We start from the raw sequence: 21357 nt of genomic DNA on the forward strand, positions 1-21357 counted from the left end.
AACGATCCTGACTAGCGGCTATGGCGCAGTTCGGGCGCCTGCCGCCCGGAGCGGGGTACCGGCTGCCCGGAGCCTGCTGCCTGCCGGTGGGCTCTGGCTGAGTCAGCCATCTCCTGGCTGATGGGCAGCTTGGCCAGTACCCCGCGGATGACGCTCTGCGGGGTCTCACCGGTGCTGGCCGCCTTGCGGTCCAGGATGATCCGGTGCGCCAGCACCGATTCGGCAACGGCAACGACGTCGTCCGGCAAGACGAAATCCCTGCCGTCCAGCGCCGCCGTTGCTTTGGCTGCACGGAGCAGCTGCAGCATGGAGCGCGGGCTGGCGCCGAGGCGGAGCATGGCGCTGTCCCGGGTAGCCCGGCCCACGGCGACGGTGTATTCCTTGACGGCTTCAGAGACGAACACCTGCTGGACCGTGGCGATCATTGCCGCAACGTCTGCCGAGGTGACCACCGCCGTGACACGCTCCAGGGGAGAGGTGGCCTGGTGCGTTTCCAGCATCTCGATCTCCGAGTCCTTGTCCGGGTAGCCCATGGAGATCCGGGCCATGAAACGGTCCCGCTGCGCTTCCGGCAGCGGGTACGTCCCCTCCATCTCGATGGGGTTCTGTGTGGCCACCACCATGAACGGCTCGGCGAGCCCGTAGGAGTGCCCGTCCACCGTCACCTGGTGTTCCTCCATGCATTCGAGGAGGGCGGACTGGGTCTTTGCCGAGGCGCGGTTGATTTCGTCCCCGATCACGATGTTCGCAAACACGGCGCCGGGCCTGAACTCGAACTGTCGCGAGGACTGGTTGTAGATGGAGACGCCAGTGACGTCCGAGGGGAGCAGATCAGGGGTGAACTGGATGCGGCTGACGGAACAGTCGATAGTTCGGGCCAGGGTCTTGGCGAGGAGCGTCTTACCCACGCCGGGCACGTCTTCGAGGAGCAGATGGCCCTGGGCGAGCAGGACCGTCAGCGCCAGCTTCGCGGCTTCCGCCTTGCCGTCGATGACGGTGTTGATGGCTGTCAGGATGCGTTCGCTTGCAGCGCGGAAAGCCACGGCATCCAATGGGGCCGTCTTGCGGCCGTTGAGCTGGTGTCCGCCCTGCGCAGCAACCCCTGCGAAGCCGTGCCCGCCCGGGAGTACTTCGTTGATCGCGGTGCGTCGGTGCGGTTCCATCGGCAACCTTTCAACCCTGAGTGACGCCCGGAACGGTGCGGCGGAAGTCTGCCGATGCCCGTTGGCGGGCGTTCACATCTATCCGTACCAGCGTACTAAGACAACTGCCGTGGCTAACAGAGAGTTCCGGGTAATTCTGCGGGCGGCGCCAGGACGGCACGCCGGGCCCTTCGGCCGGCTGTCCGCCGCCCACTGTCCGCCCCATGGACGACGGCGGGGCTGCCGCCGCTAGGCTGGAGGGATGCGCCATTCCCTTACCCCCAGCCCCTATCGAGCGCCCGGAAGCGACGGGTCCGGCAAGCAAGGCTACCCGCCGGCGCCCGAGCCCCTGCCGGTGCCCGTGATGGACAACCACACCCACCTCGATTTCCCCGGCGACGACGTCCGCGTGGAGATTGCCGCCGCCCTGGACGCCGCGGAGGCCGTAGGCGTGCGCGGCGCAGTCCAGGTTGGCTGCGACCTCGAATCGTCCCGGTTCACGGTGCGGGCCGTTGATTTGGATGACCGGCTGCTCGGAGCGGTGGCAATCCACCCCAACGACGCACCCCGTTACGCCCAGCGCGGTGAGCTGGAGGCAGCACTGGCCGAAATAGAGAACCTGGCGGCCCATCCCCGGATCCGCGCCATCGGCGAAACCGGCCTGGACTTCTTCCGCACCCAGGGAGACGGGCTGGCCCACCAGCGGTACTCCTTCCGGCGGCACATCGACATCGCTAAGCGGCTGGACCTGACCCTTCAGATCCATGACCGCGACGCCCACACCGACATAGTCCAGGTCCTGCGGGAGGAGGGCACTCCGGAACGGGTGGTGTTCCACTGTTTTTCCGGCGATGAGGACCTCGCCCGGATCTGCAACAGCGAAGGCTGGTTCATGTCGTTCGCCGGCACGCTCACCTTCAAGAACGCCGCCAACCTCCGTGCGGCACTGGCCGTGGCGGACCCGGAACTGGTGCTGGTGGAAACCGACTCCCCGTTCCTGACACCGCATCCCCACCGCGGCCGCCCCAACGCGAGTTACATGGTTCCGTACACAGTGCGGGCCATGGCCGAATTGACAGGATCCGACCTTGCCGGCCTGTGCACCGCAATCAGCAGCAATACCGTGCGGGCGTACGGATCCTGGGACTGAACGGTGCCGTAGCAGCCCCATCGCCGTGCATACCAGGTAGGCAATAATTTTGGCGGCTTTATAACGCTTCGGTTACAGTGAAAAACTATTAGCCGGGGTCGGGGAAGGCCTCCGGATGATGTCACTCACTTCTTTCAGGCAGGGCGCCTTCGGATGTCCTGCCATGTGAGTGTGGCGGCGCACATGCCTGCTGCAGGCTCCGGAACGGTCCGGATCCCACCCCTAGGGTGATTGCCTCAGGTTCCTCTGTGCGTTTTTCCCCGTGCCCGGACAGCTCAACAGTTACGGGCAATCGTGGTCAACTTCTTCAAGTCGGACGGCAAGTTCAGTTTCGTCAAGGTCGGCACCCAGCTGCTAGTGCTCTCGGCACTCGTGCTCGGGCTCGTCGCCTTCGTGGGCAACAACAAGACAGTCACCCTGAATGTTGACGGCAAAGTCAGCTCCGTCCAGACTTTCGGCGGCACAGTGGGCCAGGTGGTCAAGAGCGCCAAAGTGGACCTGCAGGCAGCCGACCGCGTCTCGCCCTCGGTGGACGCCCACGTTGACAACGGCTCCGTTATCAACGTGAACCTGGCCAAGGCCGTGAAGGTCAGCCTGGACGGGGCGGAGAAGACCGTCAGCACCACGGCACCGGACGTGGGCGGGCTCGTGACGCAGCTTGGCGTGGCCAGCGCCTCCGAGCTTTCCGTGCCGAAGGACGCCCAGCTGTCCGTCGATGGATCATTCGTGTCCATCTCGACCCCCAAGACGGTGAGCATCCTCGCCGACGGCAAGGCAGCCAAGACCACCACTACGGCCCCCAACGTCGGAGAGGTCCTCAAGGACGCCGGGGTCAAGCTGGCTGCGGCAGACCGGGCCTCGCAGCCTGCGAACGCACCGGTGGTCAACAACATGGTGATCAAGGTTTCCCGGGTTGAGACCGGCAAGACCGCGACCACCACTGAAGAAGTTCCGTTCGAGACGCTGTCCACGGACAGCGCCCAGCTGCCCAAGGGCGAGGAGAAAGTCACCCAGGCCGGCGTCCCGGGCGCGGTGACGAAGACCTACAAGCTGGTGCTCGTTGACGGCCGCGAAGCCTCCCGGACACTGGTCTCCACTACGGCCACCCGGGAGCCGGTGACCGAGAAGGTCACCGTGGGCACCAAGGAAGAGCCGGAAGCCGCGAACACCGGCGCTGCTGCACCCGCCATGATGAACGTGGCGATGTGGGACAAGATCGCGCAATGCGAATCGGGCGGAAACTGGTCCATTAACAGCGGCAACGGCTACTACGGCGGCCTGCAGTTCGACGTCCAGACCTGGATCGGCGCCGGCGGCGGAGCCTACGCCCCGAACGCCAGCCAGGCTACGAAGGCGCAGCAGATCGACATCGCCAACCGGATCTACGCGGAGCGCGGCCTTCAGCCGTGGGGCTGCGGCTGGGCTGCAAGCAGCTAACCGGAAACATCAAAGCCACCTGGCGCCGCGGCAGCTGACCACAGCTGCGGAGCCGCGACAGGCCGGGTCCGGAACCTCCGGGCCCGGCCTTTGCCGTGCCGCCGTCGCCGTGCCCGCCGTTTCCAAACGGTGCCGCCCGCCGGGATAGGATACCTAGGTGACTGACCCGATTCCCCCCGCCTCCGGTACTGCGCCAGCCCCGCTGTTTGGCGCCTCCGATATCCGCAGGCTGGCCGAGGAAATCGGCGTCCGCCCCACCAAGACCTTGGGCCAGAACTTCGTGATCGACGGCAACACCATCCGCCGGATCGTGGCCGCGGCGGGCATCGGCGCGGAGGAAACCGTCCTTGAGATCGGCCCCGGTCTCGGTTCCCTGACGCTCGGCCTGCTGGACGCGGCAAAGTCCGTGGTCGCCGTCGAGATTGATCCCGTCCTGGCCGCCAAGCTGCCGGAAACGGTCCGGCAGTGGCGCCCCGACGCCGCCGGGGAATTCCACCTGGTGCGTGCCGACGCCATGAAAGTCACGGAGCTCCCGGCGGAGCCCACGGCGCTGGTGGCAAACCTGCCGTATAACGTGGCCGTGCCCGTGGTGCTCCACCTCCTGCAGCACTTCCCGTCGATCCGGCACGGCCTTGTGATGGTGCAGGACGAAGTGGCGGACCGGCTCGCCGCCGGCCCCGGCTCCAAGATCTACGGCGTGCCCTCGGTCAAGGCCGCGTGGTACAGCAGCATGCGCAAGGCGGGTGTCATCGGAATGAACGTGTTCTGGCCGGCACCCAAGATCCAGTCCGGACTGGTGGCCTTTACGCGCCGCGAACCGCCGGCCACCACAGCCAGCCGCGAGCAGGTTTTCGCCGTGATCGACGCGGCCTTTGCCCAGCGCCGAAAAACGCTTCGCGCCGCCCTCGCAGGGTGGGCGGGGAGCGCCGCCGAAGCGGAGCGCTGCCTCGTGGCGGCGGGCGTGGACCCCACCGCGCGCGGCGAAGTCATCGACATCGCCGCGTTCGCCCGGATCGCCGAAGCCCGCCAGGCCGCAGGCGCCTGATGCGGCGAAGCCGGACCCCGGCAACAGTGTCCCAGGACCACGCCGCGCTGCCGGGCCCTTCTTGGAGCCCGGCACCACCATGCCCTAGCTTGGACTCATGAACGCAGTGAGAGGGCGCTTTGCGGCAAGGACCGTCCGGGTCAAGGCTCCGGGCAAAGTGAACGTCTCACTGGATGTGGGCCCTCTGCGTCCGGACGGCTACCATTCCGTGGCCAGCGTGTACCTGGCCGTCTCCTTGTACGAGGAAGTGGCTGCCACCAGCACTCCGACCGACGGCATCACCGTCAGCATCAGTCCCGCCAGCACCCTGGACCTGGACGGCGTTGATATTCCGCTCGATGAGCGCAACCTCGCCTACAGGGCGGCCGCCATCATGGCTGATGTTTCGGAACACCCCACGGGCGTGCACCTGGAAATCACCAAACGGGTGCCGGTGGCCGGCGGCATGGGCGGGGGATCGGCGGACGCCGCCGCCACCCTGCTGGCCTGCGACGCGTTATGGAACAGCGGCCTGTCCCGGGATGAACTGGCCCACCTCGCCGCCGAGCTTGGTGCGGACGTGCCGTTTGCGCTGCTGGGCGGTACGGCAGTGGGGCTGGGCGTGGGCGATGACCTGTCGCCAGCCCTGGCCAGGGCGCAGATGGACTGGGTGCTGGTCACTGCCGAATTCGGGCTCCCCACCCCGGAGGTCTTCCGGACGCTGGACAGGCTGCGTGATGCCGAGGGGCTCGACGTCGCGGAGCCCACAGCCGTGGACCCGCAGGTCCTGCAGGCACTGCGGAGCGGCGACGCCGACGCCCTGAGCCGGGTCCTCGTCAACGACCTCCAACGGGCATCCATCGAACTTGCGCCGAGCCTCCGGGACACCCTGGGCCTTGGCGAGTCATCCGGAGCCATTGCCGGGATCGTCTCCGGCTCCGGCCCCACCGTTGCGTTGCTGGCCCACAGCCCCGAGGCCGCGGAAGGGCTCGCCGAGGAGCTCTTGCACAAGGGCCTCAGCGCGATTGCCGTCCACGGCCCGGTGCCCGGCGCCCGCATCATCTCCGATACCCTCCTTTAATACCCTTCCAACTTTCAGATTCCCCGTTTGCAGAAGAAAGCAGTTCCCCGTGGCACACCTGCTCGGCGGCGAGAACCTCTCGGTCTCGTACGCAACCCGCACCGTTCTCGATGGCGTAACCCTCGGACTCGAGGAGGGCGACCGGATCGGCATGGTGGGCCGGAACGGCGACGGCAAGTCCACGCTGATGCGCCTGCTTGCACTGCGGTCCACCCCTGATTCCGGCCGGGTCACCAAGCGCGGGGACGTCAACGTCGGATATCTGGACCAGAGTGACGTGCTCGACGGCGACCTCACCGTCGGTGCCGCCATCGTCGGCGACCAGGCGGACTACGAATGGGCCCGAAACCCGCAGATCCGCGAGGTCATGGGCGGACTGGTGTCCGACGTCGACTGGCACGCCAACGTGCACGCCCTGTCCGGCGGCCAGAAGCGCCGCGTTGCGCTGGCCAAGCTCCTCATCGAAGACCACGACGTCATCATGCTCGACGAGCCCACCAACCACCTCGACGTCGAAGGCGTGGCCTGGCTGTCCCGGCACCTGAACACCCGGTGGCGGGCCAACCAGGGCGCGTTCCTGGTAGTCACCCACGACCGCTGGTTCCTCGACGAAGTCTGCAACAAGACCTGGGAAATCCACGACGGCATCATGGACCCGTTTGAAGGCGGCTACGCGGCCTACGTCCTGGCCCGCGCCGAACGCGACCGCGCCGCATCGGTGATGGAAGGCAAGCGCCAGCAGCTCGTCAAGAAGGAACTCGCCTGGCTGCGTCGCGGCGCCCCCGCACGCACCGCCAAGCCCAAGTTCCGCATCGAGGCGGCCAATGCCCTGATCGCCGACGTCCCGGAGCCGCGCGACTCGATGGCGCTGAGCAAGATGGCCACGGCGCGCCTCGGCAAGGACGTGCTGGACCTCGAGCACGTCTCGCTGGACTTCCTGGGCGGCGATCCCGGACAGAAACTCTTCGACAACATCACCCTCCGCCTCGCGCCGGGGGAGCGGCTGGGGCTCGTCGGCGTCAACGGCGCCGGCAAGACCACCCTGCTGAAGCTCCTCAACGGAGAAATCCAGCCCACCTCGGGCAAGGTCAAACGCGGCAAGACGGTTGTCACCGCCGTGCTGACCCAGGAGGTCAAAGAGCTCGACGACGTGTCGGACCTGCGCGTCATCGAAGTGATCGAGCGCGAAAAGCGTTCCTTCAACGTCGGCGGTAAGGAATTCAGTGCCGGCCAGCTCGTGGAACAGCTTGGCTTCACCAACGAAAAGCAGTGGACACCGGTCAGGGACCTCTCCGGCGGCGAGCGTCGCCGCCTCCAGCTCCTGCGCCTCCTCGTGGGCGAGCCGAACGTGCTGATGCTCGACGAGCCCACCAACGACCTCGACACCGACACGCTCGCCGCCGTCGAAGACGTCCTGGACGGCTGGCCGGGCACCCTCGTTGTGGTCAGCCACGACCGCTACCTGCTGGAGCGCGTGACTGACCACCAGATGGCGCTCCTTGGTGACGGCAAGATCCGCGCCCTGCCGCGCGGCGTGGACCAGTACCTCGAACTGCGCGAGTCGGCGCTGGCCGGTTCCACCATTACCGGCGGCGGAAACCCGGTCATCTCCGCCAGCTCAGGTCCGGCACAGGCCGTCTCTGGAGCCTCGGAAGCGGAGAAGCGCGACGCCCGCAAGGCCAAGAACCGCATCGAGCGGCAGCTGGGCAAGCTCGAACAGCAGGAGAAGAAGCTCCACGAGCAAATGGTGAAAAGTACCGCGGACTCCGACTTCGACGCCCTCGCCGAGCAGAACAAAAAGCTGAAGACCCTGGCCGAAGAACGCGAAGCCCTGGAACTCGAATGGCTCGAAGCCCTGGAAGTCCTGGGCGAGTAGCGCCGTCGGGTGCCGGAAGCGGCCCTTCCGCGTCGCTTAGACACAGGGCAAAAAGGGACGCTCCGGTCGCTGGGCGACCTCCACGTCCCGATGCCCTGCGATGCGCTCCTTTCGGAAGAACCGCCTCCGGCGGTCGCACGCGGCAGACTCTCAGAGGATGCGCCGCCCCGAACGGAACGATCGGCAATAGCGGTGCGGGGGACCTTCGCGTAGGAGCGCATCGCGGCGCATCGGGCTCCGAAGGTCGCTCAGCGACCGTAGGGGCCCTTTTGCGTCGTGTCTAAGCGACGGCGAAGGGCCGTTGCGCCGCGGACGTGACCACGGGCGACGGCGAAGGGCCGTTGCGCCGCGGACGTGACCACGGGCGACGGCGAAGGGCCGTTGCGCCGCGTAGGTGACCACAGAGGGCGATGGGCGGCGGGCTTAGGACTCGCTGCGCAGCTCAGGTTCCTTCTTGAGGCCGGTCAGCCCGTTCCAGGCGAGGTTGACGAGGTGCGCGGCTACGGCGCGTTTGTCGGGCTTGCGGCTGTCCTGCCACCACTGGCCGGTCATCGCCACCATCCCCACGAGCATCTGGGCGTACATGGCGCCGTCGGCTGCACTGAAGCCGCGGCGGGCGAATTCGTCGGACAGTATGTGCTCCACCCGGGCCGTGACGTGCGAGAGCAGGGTGGAAAAGGCGCCTTCGGGCTGGGACGGGGGAGCGTCACGCATGAGGATGCGGAAGCCGTCGGTGCGGTCCTCGATGTACGTCAGCAGGGCCAGGGCGGCACGTTCAACCAGGACCCTCGGTTTGGCTTCGTCGGCCAGGGCGTCGTTGATGGAGGCCAACAGGATCTTGAACTCGAATTCCACCACCTGGGTGTACAGGCCCTCCTTCGAGCCAAAGTGTTCATAGATCACGGGCTTTGAGACGCCGGCCGCGGCGGCGATCTCCTCGATGGTGGTGCCGTCCAGGCCGCGCACCGCGAAGAGGCCCCGCCCCACTTCCACCAGCTGGGAACGCCGCTGCGGCCCGGTCATCCGGGACCGCGGGATGCGCGCGGGGACCGCCTCCGGCTTTGCTGTCCGGTTCCCCGCACCGTCAGTCGTCCCTGTGCTGTTGCTCACCGTCCCATCATGCCTTACGCCAAGCGGTGCCCAGCGGTCCGTGGTAAGTCCGGGCGCGCTGTCCGCGCCGGTCCGGCGGCCCGGCAGGCCGAGGTCGCACGAGCATCAACGTTCGTGGCAGAATTGGTTCTCGTGCCTCGGCCTTTGGGCCTAGGCGTGGTCCGCCCTGGTGTAATGGCAGCACCCCGGCCTTTGGAGCCGTGGAGTATAGGTTCGAATCCTATGGGCGGAACTGCTGCATCAGAGGTGTCCAGTAGGATAAAGCCTGTTGCCGGTTCCGGGCACACGCTCGGACGCCGCGCATGTAGTACCGCGCAACCGAGCAAGGAGAGCCCGTACGTGAGCCCCGAGAAGTCCGGCCCAGCCGCCGTAATCGTCCTAGCTGCAGGTGCCGGTACCCGGATGAAGTCCCGTACCCCCAAGATCCTCCACGAAATCGGAGGCCGCTCCATGGTCGGCCACGCCTTGCTGGCCGCGCGCAGCATCAACCCCCAGCGGCTCGCCCTTGTGGTCCGCCACGAACGGGACCGCGTGGCAGCCCACCTCAAGGGGCTCGATCCCGAGGCCCTCATCGTGGACCAGGATGAGGTTCCCGGCACCGGACGGGCCGTTGAAGTGGCGCTCGAGGCACTCGACGCCGACGCCCCGGTGGCCGGCACCGTGGTCGTGACCTACGGCGATGTCCCGCTGCTGACCGGCGAGATGCTCGCCGAACTCGTCAACACCCACGAATTCGAGGGCAACGCCGTCACGGTGCTGACCGCGCTCCTCGAGGATGCCGCGGGCTACGGCCGCATCCTGCGCGGAGAAGACGGAACGGTCACCGGCATCCGCGAGCACAAGGACGCCACCGACGCCGAGCGTGAAATCCGCGAAATCAACTCAGGAATCTACGCTTTCGACGCTTCCGTGCTGAGGGACGCCCTCCGGCACGTCACCACCGACAACTCGCAGGGCGAGAAGTACCTGACCGACGTCCTGGGGCTGGCCCGCGAAGCCGGCGGCCGGGTCGCCGCCGTCGTCACCGCCGACCGCTGGCAGGTCGAGGGTGCCAATGACCGCGTGCAGCTCGCCGCCCTCGGCGCCGAACACAACCGCCGGATCGTGGAGTCGTGGATGCGCGCAGGGGTCACCGTGGTGGACCCCGCCACCACGTGGATCGACTCCACCGTCACGCTCGCCGAGGACGTCCGGATCCTGCCCAACACCCAGCTGCACGGCGGCACCACAGTGGCGAGGGACGCCGTCGTCGGCCCCGACTCCACCCTGACCGATGTCCGCATCGGCGAGGGCGCCAAAGTGACGCGCACCCACGGTTCGGGTGCGGAGATCGGCGCGGGCGCGAGCGTCGGGCCGTTCACCTACCTGCGCCCGGGCACCATCCTGGGGGAGACCGGCAAGATCGGCGCCTTCTACGAAACCAAGAACGTGAAAATCGGCCGCGGCTCCAAACTGTCGCACCTGGGCTACGCCGGGGACGCCGAAATCGGCGAGGACACCAACATCGGCTGCGGCAACATCACCGCCAATTACGACGGCGAGAAGAAGCACCGCACGGTGATCGGCTCGGGCGTCCGCACCGGTTCCAACACAGTATTCGTCGCACCGGTCACGGTGGGGGACGGTGCCTACAGCGGCGCCGGAGCCGTGATCCGCAAGGACGTACCCGCAGGAGCCCTGGCGCTGTCCATGGCCGCGCAGCGCAACGACGAGGGCTGGGTCAAGGCAAACCGCCCTGGCACGCTGTCCGCGGAACTGGCAGAAGCCGCAGCGGCCCGCGAAGCCCGCAAAGATTCCCCAAATTCCCCGGCATCTACAGAAGAGGGCACGCAACCATGACCGAAATTACGGCTCGCGGCGAGAAGAAGCTGGTGCTCGCCGCAGGGCGTGCCCACCCGGAGCTTGCCCGGGAAATCGCCAAGGAGCTGGGCACGGAGCTGCTGCCGGTCGACGCCTATGATTTCGCCAACGGCGAGATCTACGTCCGCGCCGGCGAGAGCGTCCGCGGAACCGACGCCTTCGTCATCCAGGCCCACCCGGCACCGCTGAACAACTGGCTCATGGAACAGCTGATCATGATCGATTCGCTGAAGCGGGCCTCGGCCAAGCGGATCACTGTCGTCTCGCCGTTCTACCCCTATGCGCGCCAGGACAAGAAGGGCCGCGGCCGCGAGCCCATCTCGGCCCGCCTGGTGGCGGACATGTACAAGACAGCCGGCGCCGACCGCATCATGAGCGTGGACCTGCACACCTCCCAGATCCAGGGCTTCTTTGACGGCCCCGTGGACCACCTCATGGCCATCCCGCTGCTCGCGGACTACATCCGCACCAGGGTCGAAGCCGAAAACATCACCGTGGTCTCCCCGGACACCGGACGAGTCCGCGTGGCGGAGCAGTGGGCGGAGCGCCTCGGCGGCGCGCCGCTGGCCTTCGTGCACAAGAGCCGTGACCTCACGGTGCCCAACCAAGCCGTGTCCAAGACCGTCGTGGGCCAGATCGAAGGACGGACCTGCGTCCTCATCGACGACATGATCGACACCGGCGGAACCATCTCCGGCGCCGTCCAGGTGCTCAAGAACGCCGGCGCCAAGGATGTCATCATCGCTGCCACGCACGCGGTCTTCTCCGATCCCGCCGCGCGGCGGCTCTCCGAGTCCGGCGCCCGTGAAGTGGTGGTCACCAACACGCTGCCCATCACGCCGGACAAGCGCTTCCCCGAACTCACGGTCCTCTCCATCGCACCGCTCATTGCGCGTGCCATCCGTGAAGTGTTCGACGACGGTTCGGTCACCAGCCTGTTCGACGGCAACGCCTGACATAGCTGACTGAACGTCGCCGGCCGGCGTTGTGCCCGTTTTCAGTAATCGGGCACAACGCTGGTAGGATTTTTCCCGATACCTTGGCGAGGGAGAGCACCTCCGGAAATCCGGACTGCTGGTCTCCGTTATCGACTGGGTCTGAAACTCCCTTCTGGAAGGGCCGGCCCCCGGCCGCCCGGCGTTGAAGGTCGCTGCAGACCTCCGCCCTTGCTGAACACAGTTTTGTTGAACACAGCCTTGTTGAACACAGCCTTGTTGAACGCAGTTTTGATCAACACAGCCTTGTTCAACACAGTAAAGCCACCAGGAGAAACACATGTCTGAGCAGAAGCTCGCAGCAGAAGTACGCGCCGAATTCGGCAAGGGCTACGCCCGCCGCGCCCGCATGGACGGCAAGATCCCGGCTGTCATCTACGGCCACGGCGCAGAGCCCATCCACATCACCCTCCCCGCCAAGGCCACCACGCTGGCCGCGCGCACCGCGAACGCCCTGCTGTCCCTGGACATCAACGGCGAGGCACACCTTGCCCTTGTCAAGGACATCCAGCGCAACCCGATCAAGCAGATCATCGAGCACATTGACCTCCTGACCGTCCGCCAGGGCGAGAAGGTCACCGTGGATGTTCCCGTTCACCTGTCCGGCGAAACCGCCCCGGGCACCGTCCACAACCTGGAGCTCACCGTTGTCTCCCTCGAGGCCGAGGCAACCCACCTGCCCACCGCCGTCGAGGTAGACATTGAAGGCCGCGCGGCCGGCGAGCACATCCACGCCTCCGACCTGGTCCTCCCGAAGGGCTCCGTGCTGCTGACCGACGCCGAGTCCCTCGTCGTCAACATCTCCGAAGCCATCGAGGCTGCCGAAGAAGAAGGCGAAGAAGCGGCTGCCGCCGCAGAAGCAGCTCCGGCCGAAGCTTCCGCCGAGTAAATACCACGCTTCAATAAGCGGTGCGGTCACGCACCGTGTAACAGTGGCCGGGTCCCGTTCGGGCCCGGCCACTGGCGTACCGGCGGTGAGCCGCCGGGCGTTGAACCACTCCCTCCCGCACTGTTGCTGGCCCGCTTCTGTTGCCCGCGCTGCTCTCCCGGCCCGCCGGATGACCACTTTAGGATTGATGCATGACTGACACCTGGCTGATCGTAGGCCTCGGAAACCCCGGACCCGAGTACAGCCGCAACCGGCACAACGTGGGCCAGATGGTCCTCGACGAACTGGCCGCGCGCATCGGCGGGAACTTCAAGGCCCACAAGTCCAGGGCCCAGATCCTTGAAGGCCGGCTCGGAATCGGAGGCCCGCGCCTCGTGCTGGCGAAACCCAGCACGTACATGAACGTCTCCGGCGGCCCCGTGTCCGCCCTGGCCAGGTTCTACGACGTTGACCCGTCCCGGGTGGTGGCGGTCCATGACGAAATCGATATTCCCTTTAACACGGTGAAACTCAAGATCGGCGGCGGCGAAGGAGGCCACAACGGGCTTCGGGACATTTCCAAGGCGCTTGCCACCAAGGACTACCTTCGCGTCCGTGTGGGGGTCGGCCGGCCGCCGGGCCGGATGGACGCGGCAGATTACGTCCTGCGGGACTTCGCTCCTGCCGAAAAAAAGGAGCTGCCTTTCCTGCTGGACGATGCCTCAGACGCCGTGGAACTGCTGATCAGGGAGGGCCTGACCGCTGCACAACAGAGGTTTCATCCCGCGAAAGTCTGAGCGGCAAATTCATATTCCGCCCGGGGAATATCAAGGTCACCTCAAGGTCTGCGAAAAGTGATTCAATGCCCTGTTTTACGGCAGGGGTAACGGGGTAGTCTTCTTCTAAGCGGGGGAGGCGATGGGGCCTTAATCCTGCCAAGCGGGATGTAAGGAAAAGTTCATGTCAATTGAGCCACTGAGCTGGGGACGTGGGTCTACGGCGGGCGTGCTGGCCGGGCCAGCGGCTGCCGGCGGAACGGACCTTCAACGATGGTCGGTGCCGGCGCGCAGTGCAGACCTCGAAGCCATCCGCAATGCGCTGACGGATCCCGAGTCCCTGGGGGTAGTAATTACGGGTGCCCGGGGCGTGGGCAAATCCTCGCTCGCACGCACCGCGGTGGCAGAACTTGGCCCTGACGTTTGGGCGATTCAGCTCCGCAGCCCCCTGACCGGTTCACCGACCTCATACGGTTGCCTCGCTTTCCTGCTCGCCAGGCTTCCGCAATCGGCGATGGGTTCACCCACGGCCATCCTCCAAGGGATCACGTCCCTCATCCGCAGCGATGCCGCAGGCAGGGACTGCGTCATCACCCTGGACACCACCGGCATGATCGACGACATGAGCGCCGGCGTCCTCCTGAACATCATGCTCACGCGCACCGCCAGGGTGATCGCCATTGCCCCCGGTACCAGCGACCTTCCCGCAGATTTCCACTGGCTGCTCACAGACCGCCGGCTCACCGAAGTGCGGCTGGAGAACCTTAACGAACTGCAGACCCGGCAGGTGCTGCTGACCCTGCTTGGCCACCGCGTGTCAGCCTCGCTCGTGAGTACCTACCACGCCATCGTCGGCGGTAACCCGTTGCTGCTCAAAGCGCTCGTTACGGAGCAGCAGCAGTCAGGAAACCTCGTCCTGTCCGATTCCGTATGGACTTTGCGGGACAAGGTGGTGCTCGACGGCGCCACCGGCCTCGATGACATAGTCCGCTCCCGCTGGTCCCGTGAAACCCCGGAAACCCGCGAGGTCATCGAAATGCTGTCCTGTGCCCGCAGGGTGGCCCTGGCCCGGCTGACCGAGATCTACGGCACCGCCACCGTGGCCGACATGGAGGATGCCGGCCTGCTCACCGTGGGCGACACCGAGGCCCGCTGGGTATCCCTAAGGGAACAGTACCTGGGGGACGTCGTCCGTTCCTGGTTGAGCATTTCGCGGCGGCGGGAACTCCGGGACCAGCTGCTGAACGGGGCGGAACCCGAGCTGTCCAACCTGTCCATGGAAGAGCGCATCGAATTCGCTGCCTGGACGCGGGAATGCCAGGCAGAACTCAGCCCGGCTTTGGCAGTTGCCGCTGCCGAGGCGGCCGTGCAGCTGTTCGACCCTCGGTTTGCGCTCAGCTGCCTCGAGAGCCTCAAGAGGACCGACGCCGAATGGGTCGTCGGGCAGCAGCACTCGGCCTCCGCCTACCTGCTGCTCGATCTGCCGCTGCAGGCCATGGCCGCCCTCGACGACATTTCGCAGGCGCAACTGGACCAGCTCGGCGTGGAGGAATTCGCCAACGCTGTGGCACACAAGTGCCGGGTCATGGTCTGGCTGCCGGAACTGACCGACAAAGTCCCGGCGGAGCTGGAAAAGGCGCGCGCGCGCCTGGGGGTGTCTCCCGGCATGGCCACCACCTGGCCCGAACCGCTGGGTGCCGCCCTGAACCGCCTCACGCTGACAGAGTTCGAATACAAGACCTTCATCGGCGACTATGCCCCCATGATCGAGGCGCTTGAGGAAGCTGCGGACCCGGCCACCAACAAGGACACGGGGTTCCGCATCCAAGCCTCCATGATCCTCATGCAGGCCCTCTCCGCCGTCGGCAGGGAAATGGACGCCCTCCAGCTGATGAGGCGGGTTGGCGGCCAGCTTTCCGACGCCGGCCCCATGACCGGCCTCCGCGAGAGGTTCTCGATGACGGCCTTCGGTGTGCTGTTGCAGGCCGGCGAGTGGCAGCGTTGCCTGGACCTGGTCGGCCCGCCGAAAGGCCAGACGGAGCGCCGCCTAGCCCACCGGACGTCAGCCACCGAGCTGGCCACCGGAATCGCCTACGTCTATTCCGGCCGCGGTGCCGTTGCGCTTGATTCGCTGCTGTCCGCTGTGGCCCAGCTGGAGCTGCGCCCGGTCCTGAACATGCTCCAGGCAGCCTATGCAGCCACGGCCTTCGCGTACGCGCAGATCGGCAACGCGGGACAGTCCCGCAAGTACCTCGACAAACTGCGCGGCGCGAGGGGCCCCTGCAACTTCGGCACTCAGACCATCACCGATTTCTGCGCCGACATGGCCGGGAGGTGGCTTGGAGACACCGACGCCGTCAAGCGCCTGCTGGAGACAGCCCGGCGCGACATTGCCGCGGGCCGGTACACCCTCGCGGGGATCAGCCTGCTGGGTGCCACGGTCAACGGCACCGACGACGACTTCCGGCTGCTGGAGGAGGTCGCCGGCCATCGCCAGGGAAAGCTGGCCGAGATCTCCCGCCTGATCGCCGTGGGCAGCCGCACCAAGGACGCCAAAGTACTCCTGGAAGGAGCGCACCTCGCTGCGGAGCTCGAACTCGATGCGGTGGAGGCGCGGTGCGTTGCGCTTGCCGTGGACTTTGCGCGGCACTCCGGCGATTCCGCCTCCGCCCGCATAGCGCAGGCCCGGCTGGACAACCTCACCGCCACAGTGCCCAGCCTGCCGATCATCCCGAGCAGCGGCAGCCCCCTCCTGACCGCCCGTGAGCGGCAGATTTCCCGGCTGGCAGGAAAGGGCGTCTCCAACCGCGATATTGCCTTGGAGATGGGCGTCTCCGTCCGCACCGTAGAAGGTCACCTGTACCAGGTCTTCACGAAGCTCGGCGTGACTTCCAGGGGTGATCTGCCTGGACTCGTCTAATGGCCGCGTGAAGGCGGAATCCGACCAGAGGCAGCTCACGGGCCGCCGGGAAGCGATCGAGCACGTCTGCAGCATTATCCGCAGCCGGGCGAGCCAGGCTGTCTACCTCATGGCGGGGCCCGGCATCGGGAAGTCCTCGGTCACGGACGCCGTCAGCGAGAGGATGGCTGCGGAAATGACCATCCTGCGCATCCATGGCAGCTCCTCCCTCGCCAAGGTCCCCTACGGTGTGCTGGCCCCTTACACGGCTGAACTCCCCGCAGAAGAGGCGGACTCCCCGGTGGCCGTCCTCAGGGCGGTCTGGACTTATTTTCAGCAGCTCAAGGGGGTCAACGACGTTCCCCTGCTCCTTGTCGTGGACGACGCCCACCACCTTGACGACGCCACCGCAAGCCTGGTGGTGGACATGATGTCGGCCGGGTGGGCCAGCGTGCTGGCCGCCGGCCGTCCACGTCCCGGACTGCCGCAGGCACTGAACCAGCTGTGGTACGACGGCCTCGCTGAGCGCGTCGACCTCCGGCCCCTCACCGGGGACCAGGTGACAGAGGTAGTGGAACACACCCTGCAGGGGACTGTCCCGGCCAGCACCGTGCAATCGCTGTGGTCGGCTTCGGGCGGGAACCCCCTGCTCCTGAACTGCCTGCTCAGCGATGCGGTCGCGGACGGGACCCTCGTCAAACGCAACGGGATCTGGCTGCTCCTGGGACCTCTGCCGGCCGACGGGCCCAGGCTCTCTGACGTCGTCGTCAAGGATCTCCTCCGCAGAACTCCGGAGGAACAGGATGCCCTGCGGGTCATCGCGCTCGCCGAACCCGTGCAGCGCAGCCTGATCGAAGACGTGTGCGGAGCCGCCGTTGTGCGGTCCCTCCTGGATAACCAGATCGTGAGCGAATCCACCGGCCGGCAAAGCGAACTGCGGCTGTGGCATCCCATCCTGGGCCAATCCATGCGGCACCAGGTGTCAGTCTCCAGGAGCCTGCAGCTGCGACAAAAACTGAACGGGTACCTTGACACCCGGAATGCCGGAGCCGAAGGCAGACTGCGGATGGTCGAGTGGTCACTGGAGTGCGGCATGGACGTGCCTGATCCGGACCTGCTGGACGCCGCGCTGCTGGCCGTGACCATGTTCAACAATGCCGGTGCCCGCCTCATGACGGCACACGTCCGGACCCCGGAACTGCTGGCGCATGGACAGTCCATCACCGCGAGGGCACTCTTCAACGAAGGCAAGTACCGGGAAGCCGCGTCCCTTCTGGACGGGTGCTGGCTTGAGCTCGCCGGAGATCCTGAAGCTCCGCACATTCTCATGCTCAGGGCGTCGGCCCATTTGGCGCTGGGCAAGTCCGCCCAGCTCCTTCGCGCCGAATCCCGGCACCAACTCGAAGGCGCCGGACTCGAGGCGGCGGATTCCTGGCAGGACCGGATCCACGGGCTGCTCGAGCTGGCTGACGCCGGCGATCACGAGGGGATACACAAAGTCATTGCCGCACTCGGGTACGCGGGCGTTGCCGGCGCCGGATCCGGGGCGGCGGGCACCACCGGGGAGACCACAGGTGGGCCGGGCAGTGAACGGTCCAGGGCAGACCTCCGTGCCGCGTCTGTCAGCGAGACCACCCACGCGGTGGCTCAGGCCCTGCTGGCCCAAACCCTGGTGTCGGCCGGGCTGGCACACCAGGGTCACGCAGCCGCCCTGGCAGCGGCACCTTCGTTGCCGGCACTGCACGGAGGCCTGTATTTCTTCAATGAGTTTCTCCTGACCCGCCTTGTCACGGCGTCGCTGGCTGCCGGCAACTGGGAGAATGCGGAGCATGAGCTGTCGACGTACCCGCCGGAGCGGGCCGAGGGGGCAGCCACATTTGGCGGCGGAATCCAGGTGCTGCGCGGCCTGGGGTTCCTGCGGCAGGGGCAGCTGGAACGCGGCTATCAGGTTCTCCTGCCTGCAGTCGAGGCCCTTCGCGTCAACGATCCACTCCAGGAGTTCAGGTTCGGCTCGGCGCTGGCCTTCTACGCGGCAGCGCGGCTGGGGGATACCGCCCAGGCCAAGCGGCTCGAACAGGACTTCATCGCCGCAAGGCATGCCAGCGGCCCGGGATGCGATCTCCTGGCGGAGGCGTATGCGGCCGCGGCAGCCGAGTATCTGGACCGGAAGGGCAGCGGGCTGGACAAACTCCGGGAGCTCGCGGCGTCAGACCCTGTTGCGGCCCAGCCGGGCATCAGGATGGAATGCCTGATCCTATGTTCCGATCTGGGCGACCGGTCGGTCATCCAGGAGATTGCTTCGCTGGCCGGTGCCGTTGAAGGCCGCTGGGCGGCCGGGTGGAGGCAGCTGGCCCAGGCGTGGGCCTCGGAGGACGCTGACGTCCTCATGGAGACCGCCGCGGGACTGGAAGAAGCCGGCCTGATCAACCTGGCGCGTGAGGGATACGCCCGGGCAGGTGCCCTGCTGGACGGCGCCGGGGAGCGGCGGCGCGCCCGCCAGGCCGTGGCCCACCGGGAGAAGTGCGACGAGGAGCTGGGCGAGCGATTCAGGGAGAGCCCGTTCATCGCCTCGGTCCCGAGTGTCCACCTGACCCGCCGCGAGCGGGACATCGTGGAGCTGGCAGTGCAGGGGCTGTCCGACCGTGAGATCGCCCAGCAGCTCATGGTGTCGGTCAGGACCGTCGAAGGCCACCTGTACAGGAGCTACGTCAAACTTGGCGTCCGCCGGCGGGATGAGCTCGCCCTGGCCCTGCCGAAAAAATAGCCCTGCCGAAGAAGTAGCTGCGCGGCCACGAAGTCGCTCTGCCCAAGAAGTAGCCCCTGCCACCGAAGCACCCCCAGCCGCCTGCGCTGCCTGTCGCGCCTGCGTAGCGCCGACTATCCTGCCGCGAACCCGTACACAGACGTGCCCGGTTTCCGCGCCGTCCCGGGAGCCGCAGGGCCGCCTGCGCGGACCAGTAGTCGATTCCCCGAAAAAACGAGTACACATTACTCGTGCCGGAAATGGCTGTGCGCGATTAACTAAGAGAGGCAGCAGAAGCGGTGATTAAGTGCACCGCCTCAGCTGCCGCCAGGCAGTGCAGGTCTCGATCCGCATACTTCCCGCCGCAGCAGTGCTCCGGGTGAAGACGGGGCCGGCGACGTCAGAGCCTTCTGAGACCGAGGCTCTCCCCCCAGCCGTCGCCGGCCCTTATACGTAGTAGGCGTGCCGGAGGATTCCGGCGCAGTCAGGGCGGCCTTTCCCGGGGAAGGGCCGCCTTTACTGTGCTGTGGGACAATTGAGAGGTACCTCAAGGCACCCCAAGGAGTCCCATTGGCCGTCGTATCAACGCCACCCACGCTCTCGCGTGCCCTTCCCGCCATGGACAACGCGGAAGTCCTGCGGATCCGGAACGACTTTCCCGTACTGGACCAGCTGGTCAATGGCCGTCCGCTGATCTATCTGGACTCCGGTGCCACATCACAGAATCCGCTGAGCGTCATCGAGGCCGAGCAGGAGTTCTACGAGCAGCGGAACGCCGCCGTGCACCGCGGCGCCCACCACCTTGCCGTTGAGGCCACGGAAGTATTCGAAGACGCCCGGCAGACTGTGGCCGACTTCGTCGGCGCGCAGTTCGAGGAAACAGTCTGGACGTCCAACGCCACCGAGGGCCTGAACCTCATCAGCTACGCGCTCTCCAACGCCAGCCTGTGGGCGGCCCAGGGACGCGGGGACGCGCGGCTGCGGGAACTGGCCCTTGGGCCGGGCGACGAGATCGTGGTCACCGAAATGGAACACCACGCAAACCTGATTCCATGGCAGGAACTGGCCTACCGGACCGGCGCCACGCTGCGGTACATCCCGATCGACGACTCAGGGTCGCTGCGCATGGACCAGGCCGCGGAAATCGTGGGGGAGCGCACCAAGCTGCTGGCCTTCACGCACGCCTCCAACGTGCTCGGCACGATCAATCCGGTCAGTGAACTCGTGGCCCTGGCGCGCCGCGCCGGTGCCTTGGTGGTGCTGGATGCGTGCCAGTCGGCGCCGCACCTGTCCCTGGACGTCAAAAAGCTGGACGTCGACTTTGCCGTATTTTCGGGCCACAAGATGCTCGGCCCCACCGGCATCGGCGTGCTGTACGGCAAGCAGGAGCTCCTGGACCTGCTGCCGCCCTACCAGACCGGCGGGTCCATGATCACCACCGTGACCATGGAACGGGCCGAATACCTTCCCTCGCCGCAGAGGTTCGAGGCAGGGACACAGAAGATCTCCCAGGCGGTGGCACTTGCGGCCGCGGTCAATTACCTGACGGAAACCGGAATCGACCGCGTACACCGCTGGGAGTCAGAACTCGGCCAGCGCATGGTGGCTGGCCTCGAAGGCATCGACGGTGTCCGCGTTCTGGGCCCGGCCGCGGGCCAGGACCGCATTGGCCTGGCAGCGTTCGACGTTGCCGGCGTCCACGCCCATGACGTCGGCCAGTTCCTGGACGCACGCGGAATCGCTGTCCGCGTGGGCCACCACTGCGCCCAGCCACTGCACCGGCGCCTTGGCCTGACGGCCACCACGCGGGCAAGTGCCTACTTGTACAACACCACCGACGACGTCGACGAATTCCTGGATGCAGTGTCCGGGGTCCGCGCCTACTTCCGGGCCTAGCGCCCGGCTATACGAAGACAGGTACTTGAGCATGAGCCTCGACCAGCTTTACCAGCAGATCATCCTGGACCATTCCAAGGCCAGGCATGGCAGCGGCCTGTCGGAGACGCCAGCTCCCGACGGCGCGTCCACCGGCCAGTCGCACCAGCTGAATCCCGTCTGCGGCGACGAGGTCACCCTGCGTGTTGCGGTGGACCACGGGACCGTTGCCCAGCTGGCGTGGGACGGTGCCGGCTGCTCGATCTCGATGGCGTCCGCGTCCGTGCTGAGCGAGATGGCTGAAGGCATGTCCGTGGATGAACTGCGCTCGGTGATCGGCAACTTCCGCGAGGTCCTGCGCTCGCGCGGAAAAGTCCACGCCGATCCCGAAGTCCTGGGCGATGCCGCCGCGTTTGAGGGCGTGGCCCGCTACGCAGCGCGGGTGAAGTGCGCCATGATCTCCTGGGTTGCCGCGGAGGACGCCCTGAACCAGGCGGCGTAGCAGTTCAGTTGTTGGCCGC

The 21357-nt window shown here is 66.7% G+C and carries 15 protein-coding genes and 1 tRNA gene; 14 read left to right on the top strand and 2 right to left on the bottom strand.

Translation table 11 applies throughout. The annotated features are described in order from the left end of the window. Positions 1-11 precede the first annotated feature (11 nt). Entirely contained in the window at positions 12-1163 is a 1152-nt protein-coding gene (locus ASG92_RS13915) for a MoxR family ATPase (RefSeq protein ID WP_056629315.1), read from the bottom strand. Positions 1164-1404: 241 nt separating this feature from the next. On the opposite strand from ASG92_RS13915, the gene ASG92_RS13920 reads away from it, so the two are divergent. The 5 genes from ASG92_RS13920 (at position 1405) to ASG92_RS13940 (ending at position 7710) form a co-directional block, all read left to right on the top strand. Then, on the top strand, positions 1405-2292 hold the full coding sequence (locus tag ASG92_RS13920) for a TatD family hydrolase (RefSeq protein WP_056629317.1): 888 nt from the start codon (positions 1405-1407) through the stop codon (positions 2290-2292). Positions 2293-2586: 294 nt separating this feature from the next. Next, positions 2587-3729: a resuscitation-promoting factor gene (locus ASG92_RS13925; protein WP_056629319.1), complete on the top strand. Its 1143-nt coding sequence runs from the start codon at positions 2587-2589 to the stop codon at positions 3727-3729. A gap of 157 nt (positions 3730-3886) precedes the next feature. After that, positions 3887-4774, top strand: coding sequence for a 16S rRNA (adenine(1518)-N(6)/adenine(1519)-N(6))-dimethyltransferase RsmA (gene rsmA / locus ASG92_RS13930; protein ID WP_056629321.1), 888 nt, complete (start codon positions 3887-3889; stop codon positions 4772-4774). 97 nt (positions 4775-4871) lie between these two features. Next, a complete protein-coding gene (locus ASG92_RS13935; protein ID WP_056629322.1) occupies positions 4872-5834 on the top strand; it encodes a 4-(cytidine 5'-diphospho)-2-C-methyl-D-erythritol kinase in 963 nt (320 codons plus the stop codon). Between the two features lie 49 nt (positions 5835-5883). Continuing rightward, complete coding sequence (locus ASG92_RS13940) at positions 5884-7710, top strand: ABC-F family ATP-binding cassette domain-containing protein (RefSeq protein ID WP_056629324.1); 1827 nt, start codon at positions 5884-5886, stop codon at positions 7708-7710. 423 nt (positions 7711-8133) lie between these two features. Here the strand turns inward: ASG92_RS13940 and ASG92_RS13945 are convergent, their stop codons facing one another. Continuing rightward, the gene (locus ASG92_RS13945) at positions 8134-8733 is read right to left on the bottom strand and encodes a TetR/AcrR family transcriptional regulator (protein WP_056629650.1); all 600 of its coding nucleotides are present in this window, start codon (positions 8731-8733) and stop codon (positions 8134-8136) included. A 247-nt stretch (positions 8734-8980) separates the two neighbouring features. On the opposite strand from ASG92_RS13945, the gene ASG92_RS13950 reads away from it, so the two are divergent. The 9 genes from ASG92_RS13950 (at position 8981) to sufU (ending at position 21338) form a co-directional block, all read left to right on the top strand. Next, a tRNA-Gln gene (locus ASG92_RS13950) sits at positions 8981-9052 on the top strand. Between the two features lie 107 nt (positions 9053-9159). Then, positions 9160-10659, top strand: a complete 1500-nt coding sequence (gene glmU / locus ASG92_RS13955; protein ID WP_056629325.1) for a bifunctional UDP-N-acetylglucosamine diphosphorylase/glucosamine-1-phosphate N-acetyltransferase GlmU — start codon at positions 9160-9162, stop codon at positions 10657-10659. Beyond that, entirely contained in the window at positions 10656-11636 is a 981-nt protein-coding gene (locus ASG92_RS13960) for a ribose-phosphate diphosphokinase (RefSeq protein ID WP_056629328.1), read from the top strand. The genes glmU and ASG92_RS13960 overlap by 4 nt, the downstream gene beginning before the upstream one ends. 319 nt (positions 11637-11955) lie before the next feature. After that, positions 11956-12564 carry a 50S ribosomal protein L25/general stress protein Ctc gene (locus ASG92_RS13965; protein WP_056629330.1) on the top strand — a complete coding sequence of 203 codons (609 nt, stop codon included), beginning with the start codon at positions 11956-11958 and terminating at the stop codon, positions 12562-12564. Between the two features lie 191 nt (positions 12565-12755). Next, a complete protein-coding gene (gene pth / locus ASG92_RS13970) occupies positions 12756-13340 on the top strand; it encodes an aminoacyl-tRNA hydrolase (RefSeq protein WP_056629332.1) in 585 nt (194 codons plus the stop codon). Positions 13341-13503: 163 nt separating this feature from the next. Beyond that, positions 13504-16239: a LuxR C-terminal-related transcriptional regulator gene (locus ASG92_RS13975; protein WP_056629335.1), complete on the top strand. Its 2736-nt coding sequence runs from the start codon at positions 13504-13506 to the stop codon at positions 16237-16239. 7 nt (positions 16240-16246) lie between these two features. Beyond that, complete coding sequence (locus tag ASG92_RS13980; protein ID WP_240987134.1) at positions 16247-18982, top strand: LuxR C-terminal-related transcriptional regulator; 2736 nt, start codon at positions 16247-16249, stop codon at positions 18980-18982. Between the two features lie 549 nt (positions 18983-19531). Then, positions 19532-20857: a cysteine desulfurase gene (locus tag ASG92_RS13985; protein ID WP_056629338.1), complete on the top strand. Its 1326-nt coding sequence runs from the start codon at positions 19532-19534 to the stop codon at positions 20855-20857. A gap of 31 nt (positions 20858-20888) precedes the next feature. Continuing rightward, positions 20889-21338 carry a Fe-S cluster assembly sulfur transfer protein SufU gene (gene sufU, locus ASG92_RS13990; RefSeq protein WP_056629340.1) on the top strand — a complete coding sequence of 150 codons (450 nt, stop codon included), beginning with the start codon at positions 20889-20891 and terminating at the stop codon, positions 21336-21338. Positions 21339-21357: the final 19 nt, after the last annotated feature.

The organism is Arthrobacter sp. Soil736 (assembly GCF_001428005.1).
Classification (GTDB): Bacteria; Actinomycetota; Actinomycetes; order Actinomycetales; family Micrococcaceae; genus Arthrobacter.

Coding starts and splice junctions, on each gene's coding strand:
- ASG92_RS13945 (WP_056629650.1), bottom strand. CDS start 8,733: ATGACCGGGCCGCAGCGGCGTTCCCAGCTGGTGGAAGTGGGGCGGGGC.
- pth (WP_056629332.1), top strand. CDS start 12,756: ATGACTGACACCTGGCTGATCGTAGGCCTCGGAAACCCCGGACCCGAG.
- ASG92_RS13920 (WP_056629317.1), top strand. CDS start 1,405: ATGCGCCATTCCCTTACCCCCAGCCCCTATCGAGCGCCCGGAAGCGAC.
- ASG92_RS13915 (WP_056629315.1), bottom strand. CDS start 1,163: ATGGAACCGCACCGACGCACCGCGATCAACGAAGTACTCCCGGGCGGG.
- ASG92_RS13960 (WP_056629328.1), top strand. CDS start 10,656: ATGACCGAAATTACGGCTCGCGGCGAGAAGAAGCTGGTGCTCGCCGCA.
- ASG92_RS13935 (WP_056629322.1), top strand. CDS start 4,872: ATGAACGCAGTGAGAGGGCGCTTTGCGGCAAGGACCGTCCGGGTCAAG.
- ASG92_RS13965 (WP_056629330.1), top strand. CDS start 11,956: ATGTCTGAGCAGAAGCTCGCAGCAGAAGTACGCGCCGAATTCGGCAAG.
- ASG92_RS13975 (WP_056629335.1), top strand. CDS start 13,504: ATGTCAATTGAGCCACTGAGCTGGGGACGTGGGTCTACGGCGGGCGTG.
- sufU (WP_056629340.1), top strand. CDS start 20,889: ATGAGCCTCGACCAGCTTTACCAGCAGATCATCCTGGACCATTCCAAG.